The 14,021-nt window shown below is 40.5% G+C and carries 20 protein-coding genes and 1 pseudogene; 12 read left to right on the top strand and 9 right to left on the bottom strand.

Features of this window, described 5'->3' with window-relative positions; translation table 11 throughout:
- Nucleotides 1-101 precede the first annotated feature (101 nt).
- On the top strand, nucleotides 102-1,214 hold the full coding sequence (locus tag AF333_RS12295; protein ID WP_235496411.1) for a PQQ-dependent sugar dehydrogenase: 1,113 nt from the start codon (nucleotides 102-104) through the stop codon (nucleotides 1,212-1,214).
- 78 nt (nucleotides 1,215-1,292) lie between these two features.
- On the opposite strand, the gene AF333_RS35110 is transcribed toward AF333_RS12295, so the two are convergent.
- The gene (locus AF333_RS35110; RefSeq protein WP_235356733.1) at nucleotides 1,293-1,544 is read right to left on the bottom strand and encodes a hypothetical protein; all 252 of its coding nucleotides are present in this window, start codon (nucleotides 1,542-1,544) and stop codon (nucleotides 1,293-1,295) included.
- A 71-nt stretch (nucleotides 1,545-1,615) separates the two neighbouring features.
- Nucleotides 1,616-1,978 carry a hypothetical protein gene (locus AF333_RS35105; RefSeq protein ID WP_235356732.1) on the bottom strand — a complete coding sequence of 121 codons (363 nt, stop codon included), beginning with the start codon at nucleotides 1,976-1,978 and terminating at the stop codon, nucleotides 1,616-1,618.
- A gap of 245 nt (nucleotides 1,979-2,223) precedes the next feature.
- Here AF333_RS35105 and AF333_RS33630 point away from each other — a divergent pair, with 245 nt between their 5' ends.
- A complete protein-coding gene (locus AF333_RS33630; RefSeq protein WP_158502544.1) occupies nucleotides 2,224-2,382 on the top strand; it encodes a hypothetical protein in 159 nt (52 codons plus the stop codon).
- 225 nt (nucleotides 2,383-2,607) lie between these two features.
- Here the strand turns inward: AF333_RS33630 and AF333_RS12285 are convergent, their stop codons facing one another.
- Nucleotides 2,608-3,522, bottom strand: a complete 915-nt coding sequence (locus AF333_RS12285) for an NADP-dependent oxidoreductase (RefSeq protein ID WP_043068871.1) — start codon at nucleotides 3,520-3,522, stop codon at nucleotides 2,608-2,610.
- A gap of 285 nt (nucleotides 3,523-3,807) precedes the next feature.
- Here AF333_RS12285 and AF333_RS12280 point away from each other — a divergent pair, with 285 nt between their 5' ends.
- From AF333_RS12280 to AF333_RS36780, 3 genes are all read left to right on the top strand, one after another.
- A complete protein-coding gene (locus tag AF333_RS12280; protein ID WP_043068870.1) occupies nucleotides 3,808-4,695 on the top strand; it encodes a LysR family transcriptional regulator in 888 nt (295 codons plus the stop codon).
- A 362-nt stretch (nucleotides 4,696-5,057) separates the two neighbouring features.
- Nucleotides 5,058-5,567, top strand: a complete 510-nt coding sequence (locus AF333_RS12275) for a carbohydrate binding domain-containing protein (protein WP_043068869.1) — start codon at nucleotides 5,058-5,060, stop codon at nucleotides 5,565-5,567.
- Between the two features lie 181 nt (nucleotides 5,568-5,748).
- The gene (locus AF333_RS36780; RefSeq protein WP_268753614.1) at nucleotides 5,749-5,877 is read left to right on the top strand and encodes a hypothetical protein; all 129 of its coding nucleotides are present in this window, start codon (nucleotides 5,749-5,751) and stop codon (nucleotides 5,875-5,877) included.
- A gap of 313 nt (nucleotides 5,878-6,190) precedes the next feature.
- On the opposite strand, the gene AF333_RS35100 is transcribed toward AF333_RS36780, so the two are convergent.
- Entirely contained in the window at nucleotides 6,191-6,415 is a 225-nt protein-coding gene (locus tag AF333_RS35100; RefSeq protein ID WP_235496410.1) for a hypothetical protein, read from the bottom strand.
- A 365-nt stretch (nucleotides 6,416-6,780) separates the two neighbouring features.
- Here AF333_RS35100 and AF333_RS12270 point away from each other — a divergent pair, with 365 nt between their 5' ends.
- The 4 genes from AF333_RS12270 to AF333_RS34145 all read left to right on the top strand — a co-directional run bounded on the left by AF333_RS12270 (nucleotide 6,781) and on the right by AF333_RS34145 (nucleotide 9,191).
- On the top strand, nucleotides 6,781-7,026 hold the full coding sequence (locus tag AF333_RS12270; RefSeq protein WP_043068868.1) for an AbrB/MazE/SpoVT family DNA-binding domain-containing protein: 246 nt from the start codon (nucleotides 6,781-6,783) through the stop codon (nucleotides 7,024-7,026).
- 124 nt (nucleotides 7,027-7,150) lie between these two features.
- On the top strand, nucleotides 7,151-7,471 hold the full coding sequence (locus AF333_RS12265; protein WP_043068867.1) for a hypothetical protein: 321 nt from the start codon (nucleotides 7,151-7,153) through the stop codon (nucleotides 7,469-7,471).
- A 545-nt stretch (nucleotides 7,472-8,016) separates the two neighbouring features.
- Nucleotides 8,017-8,829 (top strand): class D beta-lactamase, encoded by an 813-nt coding sequence (gene blaOXA, locus AF333_RS12260; RefSeq protein ID WP_407638676.1) that lies wholly within the window; start codon nucleotides 8,017-8,019, stop codon nucleotides 8,827-8,829.
- Between the two features lie 206 nt (nucleotides 8,830-9,035).
- Complete coding sequence (locus AF333_RS34145; protein ID WP_162839142.1) at nucleotides 9,036-9,191, top strand: hypothetical protein; 156 nt, start codon at nucleotides 9,036-9,038, stop codon at nucleotides 9,189-9,191.
- 207 nt (nucleotides 9,192-9,398) lie between these two features.
- Here AF333_RS34145 and AF333_RS12255 read toward each other — a convergent pair whose 3' ends face one another.
- Nucleotides 9,399-9,920 carry a DUF3231 family protein gene (locus tag AF333_RS12255; protein ID WP_043068866.1) on the bottom strand — a complete coding sequence of 174 codons (522 nt, stop codon included), beginning with the start codon at nucleotides 9,918-9,920 and terminating at the stop codon, nucleotides 9,399-9,401.
- Between the two features lie 97 nt (nucleotides 9,921-10,017).
- Entirely contained in the window at nucleotides 10,018-10,191 is a 174-nt protein-coding gene (locus AF333_RS35095; RefSeq protein WP_235496409.1) for a hypothetical protein, read from the bottom strand.
- 93 nt (nucleotides 10,192-10,284) lie between these two features.
- Between AF333_RS35095 and AF333_RS12245 the strand changes: the two genes are divergently transcribed.
- On the top strand, nucleotides 10,285-11,385 hold the full coding sequence (locus AF333_RS12245; protein ID WP_043068864.1) for a GerAB/ArcD/ProY family transporter: 1,101 nt from the start codon (nucleotides 10,285-10,287) through the stop codon (nucleotides 11,383-11,385).
- A 49-nt stretch (nucleotides 11,386-11,434) separates the two neighbouring features.
- Entirely contained in the window at nucleotides 11,435-11,653 is a 219-nt protein-coding gene (locus AF333_RS35090; RefSeq protein ID WP_235496407.1) for a hypothetical protein, read from the top strand.
- 26 nt (nucleotides 11,654-11,679) lie between these two features.
- Here AF333_RS35090 and AF333_RS35085 read toward each other — a convergent pair.
- Both AF333_RS35085 and AF333_RS12240 read right to left on the bottom strand, forming a co-directional pair.
- A pseudogene (locus tag AF333_RS35085) lies at nucleotides 11,680-11,796 on the bottom strand (ArpU family phage packaging/lysis transcriptional regulator); the annotation flags it as partial.
- A gap of 111 nt (nucleotides 11,797-11,907) precedes the next feature.
- Complete coding sequence (locus AF333_RS12240) at nucleotides 11,908-12,441, bottom strand: AAA family ATPase (protein ID WP_043068863.1); 534 nt, start codon at nucleotides 12,439-12,441, stop codon at nucleotides 11,908-11,910.
- 367 nt (nucleotides 12,442-12,808) lie between these two features.
- On the opposite strand from AF333_RS12240, the gene AF333_RS12235 reads away from it, so the two are divergent.
- The gene (locus tag AF333_RS12235) at nucleotides 12,809-13,342 is read left to right on the top strand and encodes a DUF4269 domain-containing protein (protein ID WP_043069006.1); all 534 of its coding nucleotides are present in this window, start codon (nucleotides 12,809-12,811) and stop codon (nucleotides 13,340-13,342) included.
- Between the two features lie 111 nt (nucleotides 13,343-13,453).
- Here the strand turns inward: AF333_RS12235 and AF333_RS12230 are convergent, their stop codons facing one another.
- Nucleotides 13,454-13,927, bottom strand: a complete 474-nt coding sequence (locus tag AF333_RS12230; RefSeq protein ID WP_043068862.1) for a GNAT family N-acetyltransferase — start codon at nucleotides 13,925-13,927, stop codon at nucleotides 13,454-13,456.
- Nucleotides 13,928-14,021: the final 94 nt, after the last annotated feature.

The raw sequence follows: 14,021 nt of genomic DNA, 5'->3' as shown, positions 1-14,021 counted from the left end.
CACAGTGGTACAAAAGCTTCAAAGGAATTCTTATACTCACTTTTCAGGCGATGACAAGCACTCAAAATCCCCCAGAAGAATAAATAATATTGCATGGACTTTTGAATTTACAAAATTTACGAAGCTGCCTTATAGGGCTTCAACAATTTTTGGGTGGTGATAAGTGCTCAATGTCAAATAATATGAATGGATTTGTGAATCAGGCTATACCATATAGAATCGAAGTGGTGGCAAGAGGTTTAATTGCCCCTTGGGCCATTGATTTTGCACCAGATGGCCGGATTTTTTTAACTGAACGTCCCGGGAGAATTCGAGTAGTAGAAAACGGAAGGCTTTTACCAGAACCTCTTATCACGTTTTCCGCTCCTTTTGTAAGTATCGGAGAAGGCGGATTATTAGGATTAGCGGTAGATCCAAATTTTAATGCAAATCATTTTTTATATGTCTATCATAGTTATCGGGTTAGGGGAAGAATAAGAAACCGGGTTGTTCGTTTAGTTGAAAGAAACAATAAGGCGACTATCGATAAAATTTTAATTACGAATATTCCTGGCAATCAGCTCCACAATGGCGGACGGTTAAAAATTGGGCCTGATGGTCTTCTGTATATTACAACAGGAGATGCTGAGGTGGCGTTTTCAGCTCAAAATCGTACAAGTTTATCCGGTAAAATCCTGCGTATTCACCTAGACGGATCTATACCAGGAAGCAATCCCTTTCGTGGTTCTCCCGTTTATAGTTTGGGGCACCGTAATCCTCAAGGACTGGCCTGGAACCCACGAACAGGCGTTCTTTATGAATCAGAACATGGTGCCAGCGGTCATGATGAAATCAACCTGATTCGTGCCGGCGCAAATTACGGCTGGCCCATCATAGAAGGGGATGAGCGTAGAAGGTCTTTACGGCTTCCATTGATTCATAGCGGAAATCGGACATGGGCTCCATCAGGAATGACCTTTGTTTCCAGAGGGCCATGGAGAGGCCAATTATTAGTGGCTAATTTGAGAGGAAGCCAAATTTTAAGATTTGCAATTAACCGAAGAAATCCTCGCTCTATCCGATTATTATCGGTATTTTTTAGATCACGTGGGAGAATCAGAGACGTCGTAGAGAGATCAGATGGTTCCCTTTATGTATTGACCAGTAATAGGGACGGACGCGGACAAGCGAGACCAGGGGATGATAAACTATTTCGTTTAAGATCAATAAGATGATGAAAATTGCTGTCGCTCCAACCGGAACTACCGGGTAGGAGCGACTCATTCGCTTAATTTGTATAATATTTTCCGTGTTTATCGTTTGCGCAATACCCGGCCGAATACGACTAAAATCGGCGATAACAATACGGCGGCGACAACAAGGGACGCCCTGACCGACAGACGATTGCCGATCCAGCCGACAAACGGACCGCCTGCGGTTTGGCCAAGCGCATCCGACTGGCTCATCATTAAGAGCACGGTAGCATGGACTTTACTTTCGATATTTAGGTTCAGCCACGTATCGTAAATCGGTCCACTAAGTGTCCCGATCACGCCGAGTGCCAACAAGGAGCCAATTGCCCAAGCAAAATTTGGTGAGAAGGCGAACGACAGAATTGCGGCGATACGCAGCTCGGTCAGCACGAACATTCCGACGATGACCACACGCTCGTTCCCCATATCCAGCCGCTTCTCGGCGAGATGAATGGCATCATCGCTCCAATCCATAGCACGCTGCCTTCTAGCACGAACGCGCCCCCGACTACAAACGTCCCAATGATAACCGACAGTTGCCGACTATACGTATCGGCGATCACACCTGTAATTCCTTCAAAAATTAATACGCTCAGTTCGAGAACTGTCCCTACGATTAGCAATTCTAACGGGCTCAGTCCAAGGACTGCAATGTAATAGACCGTATAAGTTGTAAACATCGTGGCGTTGGCAAGGGACGTAATAAATATCATTATCATATACACTTGTGACGCGCGAAACATCATATAAACAGTATCCACCTTTTCGGCAGATGACACATCACGTTTGGCATATGTATGCAGTTGTTTTACCTACTTGCACAAAATACACATGTGTCGCTCTACCACTCGTTTTTCTGCCAGCGAAAAAAGTGCTTGTCCGACTTGCTCAGCCAAACTAGCGCTCTAGAATCATTTTCCATTTGGAATTAAGTTATCAAAAAGTGAATATGATGTACTAACTCATATAGAAAGGAGTGATATTCGAACTTATGACTACATTAATTTTAATTTCAAATCTAATTGAGGCAATGAACAATATACCACCCTTGCCTCCTATTAGTCTACATGCTGGTGGCAATATGGTAGTTCCTATTTTGTTTCTGCCCGTTCCTCTTCGGCTAAAAGGAACGGGCAACAAGGAAAAGTGATTATCTTTTGAGCGACGATTTTATATCGTCGCTTCTTTATTTATTGTATGTATTTTCTACGCCAGGTTACCTGGCTTCCGAAGTTACTTTGGTAAAATATATAGACTGTAAACCTATATTATTCCCATTATATTATATTTTTATACTTTATTTTTTTGTTTTTTAAAGCCGCTTCAGAGAGAAGCGGCCATCCGAAATGATATCTGCACCATTCGAAACAATGTCTTAGTCTACCGTGAGAACGACCTTTCCGCGGACATGCCCGGTCTCGACTTCTCTATGTGCGTCCGCGGCTTGGTACAGCGGGAATGATTTCCATATATAGGGGTGCAGCTTTCCCTGAACGTACAGCTCAACAAGTTCAGCAAGCCGAACCTTGGCCCGCTGGCTGCGAATGCAGCGGACCCCCAATTGCTCTGCGGCTGCATACTCAACGAGCGTACCGATTCGATTTTTGTTTTTAATGAGTTCAAGCGAGGAATGCAGGGCACCGCCGCCAATGGCGTCAAGGGCGGCGTCCACACCATTAGGTGTGAGGGCCCGTACTCTATCGACAAGGCCGTCTCCATAAGTGACGGGAATTGCACCAAGCGAGCGAAGGTAATCATGGTTGCGTTCGCTAGCGGTACCAATGACAGTAGCACCCCAGGCCCGAGCCAGCTGCACCGCGAAAGTTCCGACTCCACCAGCGGCGGCATGGATCAATACGATGTCACCTTCGCCAACACCCAGTTCCTTAAGCGCGGTATGGGCAGTTTGTCCAGAAGCTGTTATTACACCAGCCTCCTCCCAGGGCATGTTCTGTGGCTTGTGCACAATCTGGTCTACGCTGACCACCACATATTCGGCATAACAAGCCATCAAAGCCCAGCCTAGCACTTCACTGCCAACAGAGAAACCTGTGACACCATCACCGATTTGATCAACCACACCTGTGAACTCGTTACCGAGAACCTGCGGAAAATGCACCGTCAAACCGGGCGGTGTCCAACCACTACTACGCACCGCCCAGTCGAATGGTTGTACTCCTGCAGCTTTGACCCTAACTCGGACTTGACCTATGCCTGCCTGAGGGTCATCAAATTCCATCACACGCAAAACATCCGGCGGACCATAAGAAGAAAACGCAACTGCCCTCATGAGATATCCCTCTTTTCTGAAAACGAATGGATGATTCAAATCCAATTACGAGATTATACCGAATTATCAGATCAAGATGCACTCATCTTTCTCCATGTTTACTTTTTCGCATTGTTCTAATGAAAATCGGATCCCAGATCACCCCCTTTGCTGTAAACGCCTGCGGCTCGACACGTTTGTTGTCGGCTTGCATGATTTATTTTACAATCGATAATCAATAAACGATAATATATGTTAATACATCTATATATGCCTTTGAGTATATTATTAAAGGGGGTAACGAATATGGAACTGTTGCAACTGCATTATTTTCGAACGGTCGCCAGGTTGGAACACATAACGAAGGCAGCGCAAGAACTTCATATCGCACAGCCTGCTCTCAGCAAGACCATTGCCCGGTTGGAAAAAGATTTGGGCGTACCATTATTTGACCGTCAGGGAAGACAAATCCGACTCAACACGTTTGGAAAAGCGTTTCTGAGGAACGTGGAAACGGCACTAACCGCACTAGAAGAGGGCCGAAGAGAAGTCGCCGACCTCGCTGGAATGAAACGTGGGGTCATTTATTTGGCGACATCTACTCTGGATCGCCTTTCGGAACCTTTGGGTGCTTTTCTTTCGCTGTACCCTGAAGTCAACTTTCGTATCACCCAGGCTTCAATGGAAGAAATGGCTGAGCTGATCGAAAACGGTGAAATTGATTTCTGCTTCACGGCGATGCCTATCAAATGTGCAGGAATCCGTGAACAACCTGTGCTAAATGAAGAGGTCTTTCTGGCTGTACCTCCTGGACATCGATTTGCGGAACAGCGTAGCATCTGCCTAAGCGATGTAGCCGATGAACCTTTCATCGCGTACAAGGAGGAGCACCCTTTTCGAAAAATGAACGATGAGTTCTGTCGAAAGGCGGGAATAACGCCAAATGTTGTATGTGAGGTTGAAGAACCTGCCGCTATAGGAAGCCTTGTCCGCGCCGGGCTTGGTGTCGCATTTGTGGGGGCATGCAAAAACAATGAGGAATCGCTGCTTATTAAGCTGCATATCGATAATCCTGTTTGTCAGCGTACGTTCCAAATCGCATGGCTTGAGAAACGCTATCTTTCTGTAGCGGCTCGTACGTTTCGAGAATTTATCGTTCAGTATTTTGCCGAATTACAAATTTCAGTACGATAATCCCGATACCTTGTATATTTAATATTTCATGATAAGGAATCTACGTTTCTGTAATTGGAGATTTGTATGAAATAAAAAACCCGAACAAAGGACTTTTTTCAAAGTGCCCATTATTCGGGTTACAGTTCAGTCTTTATAATAAGGCAGCTCTTTTGACGTACTAAAGGGCTGTTTTTTACATACCAATTCGGAAACTTTTAAGAAACCGACCTTTTTTAAAATCAAGGCTAAGAAAAACGCTGTCAAAGTTAAACATACAGTTTAGCCCCAAAATCACTATGACCTATCTATAGAACATATCTTGTGAATCAACATATACCAAATTAAGAAAAGAAAAACTTCTAGTTTTGGAGTGTGATGAAATGTCCAAAAAGTACAAATCTAAAACTTCGTTAACTAAAAGCAAAAAAATAAAAATATCACAAGTTAATAGAATCCGAAATGGTGGGTTCGAAAACTCAACACTTAGCCCGTGGATTCCAAGAGGAGGAGGACCAGGACAAATTCTCTTAACTACTACAAACCCTCATAGTGGATTGCAGGCTGTCAGAATCGCTGCTCTTCCTAACCAGAACCTTTCAATCACTCAAAGAACCCTTCTACTAAGGACAGGAAGAATTTATCAGGTTGATTTTTGGGTTCGTAGAATAACAGCTGCAACTACTGGGTTTCTCAGGATAAGGCTTGGTCCCCTTTTCTTAAATCTTCCTATCGAACTAATCCCACTTTCCACCTATAGGCAATTTACAATAGGATTTTCAGTTCCTCGAAGCGGAGGATTGAGATTTGTAACCAGAGAGTTAGAAGTCAGAGTAATTTCAACTACTAATCTAACAGATATTGTAATAGATGATGTTTCTCTTAGTTTATAGGTAATATTTAACAAAATACGACAAGGGTATGACACAACATCACACCTGTTGATTATTCCGAGAGGAAAAGACCACCACAACGGGACACAAACAAGGCTTTTCGTCTCCCTTCCCGAGCGGTTGCCCCGGCCAGGCGAAGGAGGACAGCAACTGTCTCCCTCTTCGCGTCTACCCAGATGTTTTGCGGTCCCGCCTGGCGGGGGCAAAAAGCGGCCTCTATGCTTCCGTGCGAGAGACGAACCGACGCCCGTTTGAGGCACGGTGTGGTGGCTATCTACTCTGGATCGTACTGGATAATCAACACCCTTGACACAACATAGTAATTAAATTAAGACTAAGACGTAAAAACGACATTTGCATAACGCTCTCTCCTCCGAAACACGAATTTGGAGAAGGCGGTTTTTATAATTTCGTAACCTTTTTTCCTTTCAAAAATGGTATAGTCGGAGTTGCCTAGTTTTAGAAACTTTTCTATACCTGTTGCCCTCTCTTATTCTATTTGTGAATCTGGAGAGGGACTTTTTTGTAACTTTGTCTCTTTATACTTCGTAGTGAATAGTGTAAGCCCCTTTTGCTTTGCTCCTACTGACGACAGACAGTAGAAGCATTTTCATTTTGTTATCTTATTTCTTCTTTGTTGATTTCCTCATATTCCACATATCCCTTCTATATAAATCACACTTGATATTTTGACAGGGGCGTGTGGTTGGTAGTAGGCGATTCAGAAAAAGAAGAAGTTGGATGCGCCCTGCACTCCAGCAGAAGAAAGGCAAACGTGTCTTTTTCCAACCGCTCCCGCCCTTCCTTCTTTTCTTACCTCTCACCACAAGAATTTGTCGATGTATCAAATCAGATGTATATAGGAACTGATATACTTATCGGTCTATCTTTTCGTCCTACTTCCCAGTATAAATTCCACTTTTCTACCTAGATGAAATAATTACCAAATGTGGTAGGTTATATAGTAAGAATCCCCCCAATAGATTCTGCTCTTTGCCGGTCTTATACCGGCCTTTTTTATTTCGCAGAATGGACTGTAATACGAATAGTTACTACGATTTATCCCTTCCGTTTTACTGTTGATAGAATACAACTTTATTAATCTTTCATCTGTTTCCCGGCAACCATAAAAAGTTTGGTTATTGAATCGAAACAAGCGTTTACTTATAATTTTACAATGGAGTAAAAATAATGCAAATAAGGAGAGAACACCATGCACGAAATGGGAATTGTTCGTAAACTAGACAAGTTAGGAAGAATTGTATTCCCTATTGAAGTACGAGATAACCTAGGAATAAAACCAGGAGATGGTCTGGAAATCTTTGTGAATGGCGAACAAATTATTTTAAAAAAATACGCGCCTGGATGTATTTTCTGTGACTCTATATCTGGGATTGTCGAATATAAAGGAAAAAGAATTTGTACTTCTTGCTTGGAAGATATAGAAAACAATAAATAACGAGAAAACCTTCCCATACTTCTGGGGACTTTTGTTCTGTATATGTTAGAACAATCATTCTTTATCTCTTTGAATATTTTGGTGAAATTAAGAATTTAAGTAATCTATTAACTATGGAGGGCATATGTATACATACAATTCGTTCGAAACAGCCGGAGCCTTTACATTATTAAGACCTATTTTCATAACATTTTTAATCATTGCCTTAATTTTATTTTTCATTGTCACCTTTCTTAGAACAAAACAAAAATTCATCAACGGTTCCACTATTATGAGTATATCAATAATATCTATAATTATATCTGCTCAAGTTCTTTTTTATGATGCAATCATTGTGGATGAGATCGGCTTAGGAGGAGATAAAGTTTCAACTTATATGTTCTTAGCAATTGTAGCTTTTGGCTTACTTAATCCAATTATTTATTTCATTAAGCGTAGGGATTAATGTATACGATACCTGACTTAATATGGAAAGGAAAGACAAGGGGAATTTTTAAATTTCGTCCACTTATACTACATAACTTTAGTTTGATTAAAACGTAAACCTAGAATCACTCCCTTTTTTGTATTCCATATTTCCAATCGTTATCTGTCAGAACGATGATGAGTATGACTTACTATCACATCTGTTGATTATCCATATATCGGAAGAAATAAGATGCACGTGTCGGCGTGTTCCCTCGTCTTTTTCTCACAAGAAAGGAACACGGCCGTTTTGTAAGGGCAAAAAGCGGCTCTCTACGCTTCCCGAACCGGCGCCCGTTTGGGGCACGGTGTGGTGGCTATCCAATCTGGATCGTACTGGATAATCAACGCCCTTGGTAAATTTGCAAAGTGATATATATAGATAATTGTGTATGCTTCTATAATTTTGTTAGGAATTTATAATGAATAAATCATGATTCTTTCATTTTTTTCTTTTATTTGAGAAGACATAATGAAATTACGAAAACTTAGTCAACCGAGGTGAGCAAAGTGAAAAAATTAATGATTAGCTCATTTGTCTTTATGTTACTTGTAGGAGCAGTAGGCTTTACTTTTCAAGCTTATGCTCAAGAATCAGGCAAAGAAACTGCATCTAAGGAAAAGCTTAATATTAAAAAGCTGAACGTTAATGAATTTTTCCAAGATCATGAAGGAGCTTTTATACTACGTGATGTTAAGAACAGAACCACCTTTGTCTATAACCAAGAGAGGGCCAATGAGAGAGTAACCCCGGAGTCTACTTTTAAAATTCCTAATGCTTTAATCGGATTACAAGTAAAAGCTGTTCGAGATGAGTATGATGTAAAACGATGGGACGGCATAAAAAGACAGTTTGACACATGGAACCATGACCATACTCTTGGTTCAGCAATGCGTGATTCTGCCATATGGTATTATCAAGATATGGCTAGAGATATTGGAGAACAACCTATGAAACAATGGATCCAGAAAATTTCCTACGGTAATCAAGATATAAGCGGAGGAATCGATCAATTCTGGTTAAATAGTTCTTTAAAAATCTCTCCATTGGAAGAAGTAGATTTTATGGAAAGTTTATATAAAGAAGAACTTCCTTTCGATAAATCTGTAATGAAAACGGTTAAACGAATGATGATTCAGGAGGAAGGAGATGACTATACACTATACGGAAAAACAGGAACCAGATTATCAGATTTAGGCTTAGGGTGGTTTGTTGGTTTTATCAAAGTAGGAGAGCACCCTTATGTTTTTGTTACAAACATTAATGGTTCAGGTACAGAAGCGAAAAATATTACATTAAACATTTTGAAAAAATATCATATACTAAGCAAAAATTAAGAAAATATGTCTCTCGTGCATTTCATCAATATTCCTGTCAAAAAACCTTCCATAATCTAAGCAACATTTTTTTAATAGGTTACATTTAAGGCGTGACACGACTATACATCTCTTTTCCTGCCGGCCTATGTCGGCCTTTTTTTGTTCGCGAAACTTTCTGATTTTGTATACGTATTGTATATCACTTTAATAAAGGAGCTATGACTATGGATAATCAATACGTTGTAGGTTGGGGCACCCTAGCTCTTATTAATGCTGGGTTAGCACAGGGCAAAAATAGAACAGGGCTAAACTGGTTTCTACTTTCTTTAGTACTGGGACCTATAGCGACTTTAATTCTTCTGTTAGTTGAGAAAAGATAGTTACTGTCTCGTTTGTTTAATGGTATCGCTCACACAACGCCATATGGTAATGCGTCGGCTGTTCATCATCCAAATAAAACAAAAGAAAAAGCCACTCAGTTTGAGCGACTCATCAACTTAACTTATGCCATACACTTTCTCCAAAGAAAAGTTAAAGCAATAAAGGCCGCTCCCTCGAACGGCCTCTCACATCACTTCTTTTTTGCTTTAGCTATGAACAGGTTCTCTCGCTTGGACTTGGAGCGGAGGAGGGATTAACCATCCTTTTTCTTTGTTTATTCTTAACAATGTAGCTCCATATTGTGCTTTTTTCATATGAAACTGCCCAAACATAAGAGCAACATCTTCTCGAATGGCTTGTCCCATCATTTGGCTGCAAGCAACAAGACCAGCTGCAATATCTTTAGAGACAGAAGCTGCAATTTCTGGATCTGTAAAACGTGCGCCTGCTGGAATGTTTTCTAATGAAGCTCCAGGACGTTCTGGAGGAGCAGGTGGTAATGCAACGCCATTGTTTTTAAGCAATGTTTGTGTTTGTTCAATTTCAGGCTTTATGACATTTTGAATCGTATCCTCTAGGAATTTTCTTAAATCCTTATCACCTGTATGGTTAATTAGCGTTTGATAACCAGCTAACATTCCTTGCGCTCCCACTAAATAGCTCCATACTCCAAATACTTCACCATAATGCATTGGCTCTTGCTGTGGATTTCCACTTAACACACCCATAATTGTCCTCCCTATTGTGATAATATCCATAAACAAGCTCCTTCGGGAACCATCTATATTCATGCCCCTAAAATATATTGCGCTTAATGAGTTAGCTTTATCCCCGTAGTAACACAGTAATGTAGATATGCAAAAAGGGCCAATCCCTCGGAACGGCCCTTTGCTTATCCTCTGACATTATCATCATAGCACTCCTATCGCCAAACAGCGTGCCAAGCTCCGGCCAAAGCCTCGCCATTTTCACACCATTATCCTTCCATTGTCCATCCATATAAATAGTATTGGCCAATGAATATACTTGTATCCAATTTCACATATTAATGGATATAAGCAACAAAGAAATAAAACAAAGCAGGAATTATCCATGAACAAGTCCATAAAAAACAAACTTACGCTCTTACAATATATTCTTGGCATCAACGCAGCACAGATAGGAACGAGCATCCTGACTTTGCCTTCAGACTTAGCAAAAATAACAGATACCGATGGATGGGTTTCCATTGTTATTGGATGGCTTATCGCTAACACTGTAAGTTTATGCATAATTGGTGTCATGGCAAAGCATCCAGGCGCTACTGTATATGATGTGCTCACATGTTATCTGGGAAAATGGCTTGGCGGGGCATGGATGATCGTCTGGACATCTTCTGCTTTATTTATTGCCGTTATTATTTTCTATCGTGTATTAGAACTGATCCAACTATGGGTTTTATCTAACACATCTAACGCCTTGATCGCTGTTCTTTTTATGATTCCTGTATTTATGGTTTTTCGTGGTGGTATACGAATTTTCGCACGGTATGCAGAGTTTGTCTTTTTCTTTACACTTTGGCTACCGATTTTATTATTGGTCCCCTTAAAGGATGCTGAATTTATTTTTATGCTGCCTCTGTTAAAAGAAGGCTTGCTCCCTATTGTGCATGCAGTACCACCCACTCTGATTTCATTTATCGGATTTGAATTTGCGTTTATCCTTTATCCTTATCTAGAAAACAAACAAGCAGCCGCGAAAGGAATAATCATAGCCAATACGATTACTTTACTTATGTATTTACAGATTACAGTCAGCTGCTTTCTTTACTTTAGCCCAGATGAAATCACGCGAATTTTATGGCCCGTACTTACACTCATAAAACCGATTGAATTTCCTTTCCTCGAACGGTTTGAAATTATTTTTATATCCTACTACATGTTCATCTTTTCAGCCGTATTTATGCCTTTTATCTTTATTGTCACAAGCAATCTTAAACAACTCTGTAATAAGCGAATTTGGCAGCTCCCCGCATACATTGTGCTGTCACTTATACTTGCTTCTTCCTTTGTTTATATACCAACTCATAGTCAACTTCAAGTCATAAGCGAATGGTGGAACCGAGAAGCCTATATTGTATCTTATGCTTTTCCGGTTTTATTTTTTCTTTATGTTACATGGTATACCCGCTGGAAAAATAAATCATTATTTTAACGTAAAGCCCCACACCTGTTGATTATTCAGAAAGGAAAAGCCCACCACAATGGGGCACAAACAAGGCCTTTCGTCTCTCTTCCCGAGCGCATGCCTCGGCCAGGCGAAAGAGGACAGCAACTGTCTCCCTCTTCGCGTCTACCCGGATGTTTTGCTGTCCCGTCTGGCTAGGGTAAAAAGCGGCCCGCTACGCTTCTGTGCAAGAGACGAACCGTCGCCTGTTTGGGGCACGGTGTGGTGGCTATCCACTCTGGAGCATACTGGATAATCAATCCCCTTGGTAAAGCCCGATACCTATACTGGTACCGGGCCCGGATCCTCAGACAATACTTCCAGTTTCAACATAAACGCAAGTCTATAAAACGCTCTGGCTTTCATTCGAGCATATGTCCATTCACTCAGCCCTACCTCCTCTCTTCTTTCAAATAACGCAGCTGAATAGCATGTTCTTCTACTTATGTGCTAGCTTCTTTTGAAGATATCTCTCCAGATAGCCGTCCAGAGAACGTATGTTTTATTCTTCTAAGGCTGCTCTTTTTCAAACTCAATGAGTTCATGAACAAGGACTACATTTCGTTCTAAATCATTCCTGGTACGGTTGTTGAGGGCAATATCATAATCATCAAAGCCAGCAAACTTTCCAATGTCATGTATAATTCGTTCTTTTGCTTTTTCAGGGCCTCGGTCCGCTTCCATGCGTCGGTGTCTTTCCGCAGTGTCCACCCGTATATAAATGACAGTCATGTTTTCTCGTCCGATATGTTTAGCCAGTCCATCAATCCCAGCTGGGTCGATGATGTAGATATCATGTTGTTCAATTTGTTGTCGGGTAGCTCCGTACTCAGCACCGGAGAATTTTGTATAAGCCACTAGGTCAGCGCGAATAGCGTCAAATTCCTTTTGACTAACAAATACATGCCCTTTTTCCTCTGAATGGCGCGGCGAGCGTGTAGTATAACTTGGAATAGATGTATGCCCATGTTGTTCTTTTAGCAGTTGAGCAATCGTTGATTTTCCGCTTCCTGATTCTCCAACCAGGCAAACGATTTTTTTCATCCTTTATTCCCCCTCCGTTCCCATCTGTCTATATTTTTATTGTCCATAAGCTTGTACTATATTCCTTATCCTTGGAGGGGACGAAGGCTCCGGTATATTAAGCGTGTGATGTTTCACAACCAGTATGAACCTTCTTTTCATTGCTGACCTTGTGTTAGCCTTTTTTATTTGACCCTTTTGTTGTTTAATACAGATACCTAAGAAGGTTATATCATGTTGCATCCCCGTCAAAAGTATAAGAATACTTGTAAAAAAGGGGTTACTTACGATGTTTTTACTGTTTTGTTATCAGGTAATTATCTTAAAAATCCATTCCTCATGATATATAATCATATTGGGAAAACTAAGTTTTTTAGGGGGTAACCTTATTTTTAAAACGATAACCTACTTGAAATCTGGTAACAAAAATCAACGTCGTGCATTCAATGTTATTAACGAATTAGGAATCTTAAATGATTTGGCTAAATATAATCCTGTGTTATGTGGAACTATACCAATTTCAATTGATGTTGAGGGTTCCGATTTAGATATTGTAATGGAAGTTCACGATTTTAAGATGTTTAAGTATGAGATTAACTCTTTATATGGCGAACATGATAAATTTACCTTAAGAGAAATGATGATAGGAAGTACACCAACAATAACAACAAATTTTGAATTTGATGGCTTTGAATTTGAATTATTTGGTCAGCCTAGGGCAGTTGAACAACAAAATGCTTATCGCCACATGATCATTGAGCATCATCTTCTAAAAATGCACCCTCACATAAGAAGTGAAATTATTCGGCTAAAGAAAGAAGGAATTAAAACCGAGCCAGCTTTTGCCCAAGTTTTTGAATTAGAAGGAGACCCATATGATGAACTTCTTGTTTTAGGAAGGAAACTAGGGGCACTCATTTAACGAACTGTTTCTTCAAACGAACAGAAGCTGATAGTTAAATAAAAGCCAGCGTGTCTTTTTCTCACCTCCCACCATAAACATTTGTCGATGTATCAAATCAGATGTATATAGCTATCGTGTTTTAAATATCTGTATAGGCCCGTCCCAGTCTGCTTCTTTTATTTCTTTGAAATCATTCTTGGTATACTCTTTTATCGTTTTCTTCCAAAACTCCTGAGCTGGCTTATTTTCTTCTATTTCTGCTATCTTCCATAAACCCTTAAACATATCGAATAATCGGAATGCAACATCGCGCCCTACTCCTGTACGTCGATATTTTTTCATCACAAAAAACTCTGCTACTGAATACGTACCATCCTCTATTTGCCTCACTAAAGCAAAGCCGGCTAACTTACCATCTACCCTAAAAAGAAAAGGATACCTTCCTTCCTCTGTCCAATAATGATCTAAATACGCATATCCGTATAAACCATACTCGTTAACGTCCTCTAAATCAAATTCACTAAAATCATACTGATACAGCTCTAATAAATGTCTTAAAATATGCTTCTCTTCAATGCTAACCTTTTGTAGTTCAATTTTCATTTTTATTCCTCTCCAGTAGTATACGTGTATAATACTGCTCTCAAAAAGTAATAAAATCAAGTAACTTGGCTCACAATCCGTTCTTTGACAGTTT

It is taken from the genome of Aneurinibacillus migulanus, assembly GCF_001274715.1.
Lineage (GTDB): Bacteria > Bacillota > Bacilli > Aneurinibacillales > Aneurinibacillaceae > Aneurinibacillus > Aneurinibacillus migulanus.
Note: the sequence above shows the minus strand (reverse complement) of the source record. Positions and strands in the feature narration are given on the sequence as shown.

Bases quoted from the DNA above. Each gene is read 5' to 3' on its own strand.
- AF333_RS35105 (WP_235356732.1), bottom strand. From the start codon at position 1,978: ATGATGTTTCGCGCGTCACAAGTGTATATGATAATGATATTTATTACG.
- AF333_RS33630 (WP_158502544.1), top strand. From the start codon at position 2,224: ATGACTACATTAATTTTAATTTCAAATCTAATTGAGGCAATGAACAAT.
- AF333_RS12285 (WP_043068871.1), bottom strand. From the start codon at position 3,522: ATGAGGGCAGTTGCGTTTTCTTCTTATGGTCCGCCGGATGTTTTGCGT.
- AF333_RS12280 (WP_043068870.1), top strand. From the start codon at position 3,808: ATGGAACTGTTGCAACTGCATTATTTTCGAACGGTCGCCAGGTTGGAA.
- AF333_RS12275 (WP_043068869.1), top strand. From the start codon at position 5,058: ATGTCCAAAAAGTACAAATCTAAAACTTCGTTAACTAAAAGCAAAAAA.
- AF333_RS12270 (WP_043068868.1), top strand. From the start codon at position 6,781: ATGCACGAAATGGGAATTGTTCGTAAACTAGACAAGTTAGGAAGAATT.
- AF333_RS12265 (WP_043068867.1), top strand. From the start codon at position 7,151: ATGTATACATACAATTCGTTCGAAACAGCCGGAGCCTTTACATTATTA.
- AF333_RS34145 (WP_162839142.1), top strand. From the start codon at position 9,036: ATGGATAATCAATACGTTGTAGGTTGGGGCACCCTAGCTCTTATTAAT.
- AF333_RS12255 (WP_043068866.1), bottom strand. From the start codon at position 9,920: ATGGGTGTGTTAAGTGGAAATCCACAGCAAGAGCCAATGCATTATGGT.
- AF333_RS35095 (WP_235496409.1), bottom strand. From the start codon at position 10,191: ATGGATGGACAATGGAAGGATAATGGTGTGAAAATGGCGAGGCTTTGG.
- AF333_RS12245 (WP_043068864.1), top strand. From the start codon at position 10,285: ATGAACAAGTCCATAAAAAACAAACTTACGCTCTTACAATATATTCTT.
- AF333_RS35090 (WP_235496407.1), top strand. From the start codon at position 11,435: ATGGGGCACAAACAAGGCCTTTCGTCTCTCTTCCCGAGCGCATGCCTC.
- AF333_RS12240 (WP_043068863.1), bottom strand. From the start codon at position 12,441: ATGAAAAAAATCGTTTGCCTGGTTGGAGAATCAGGAAGCGGAAAATCA.
- AF333_RS12230 (WP_043068862.1), bottom strand. From the start codon at position 13,927: ATGAAAATTGAACTACAAAAGGTTAGCATTGAAGAGAAGCATATTTTA.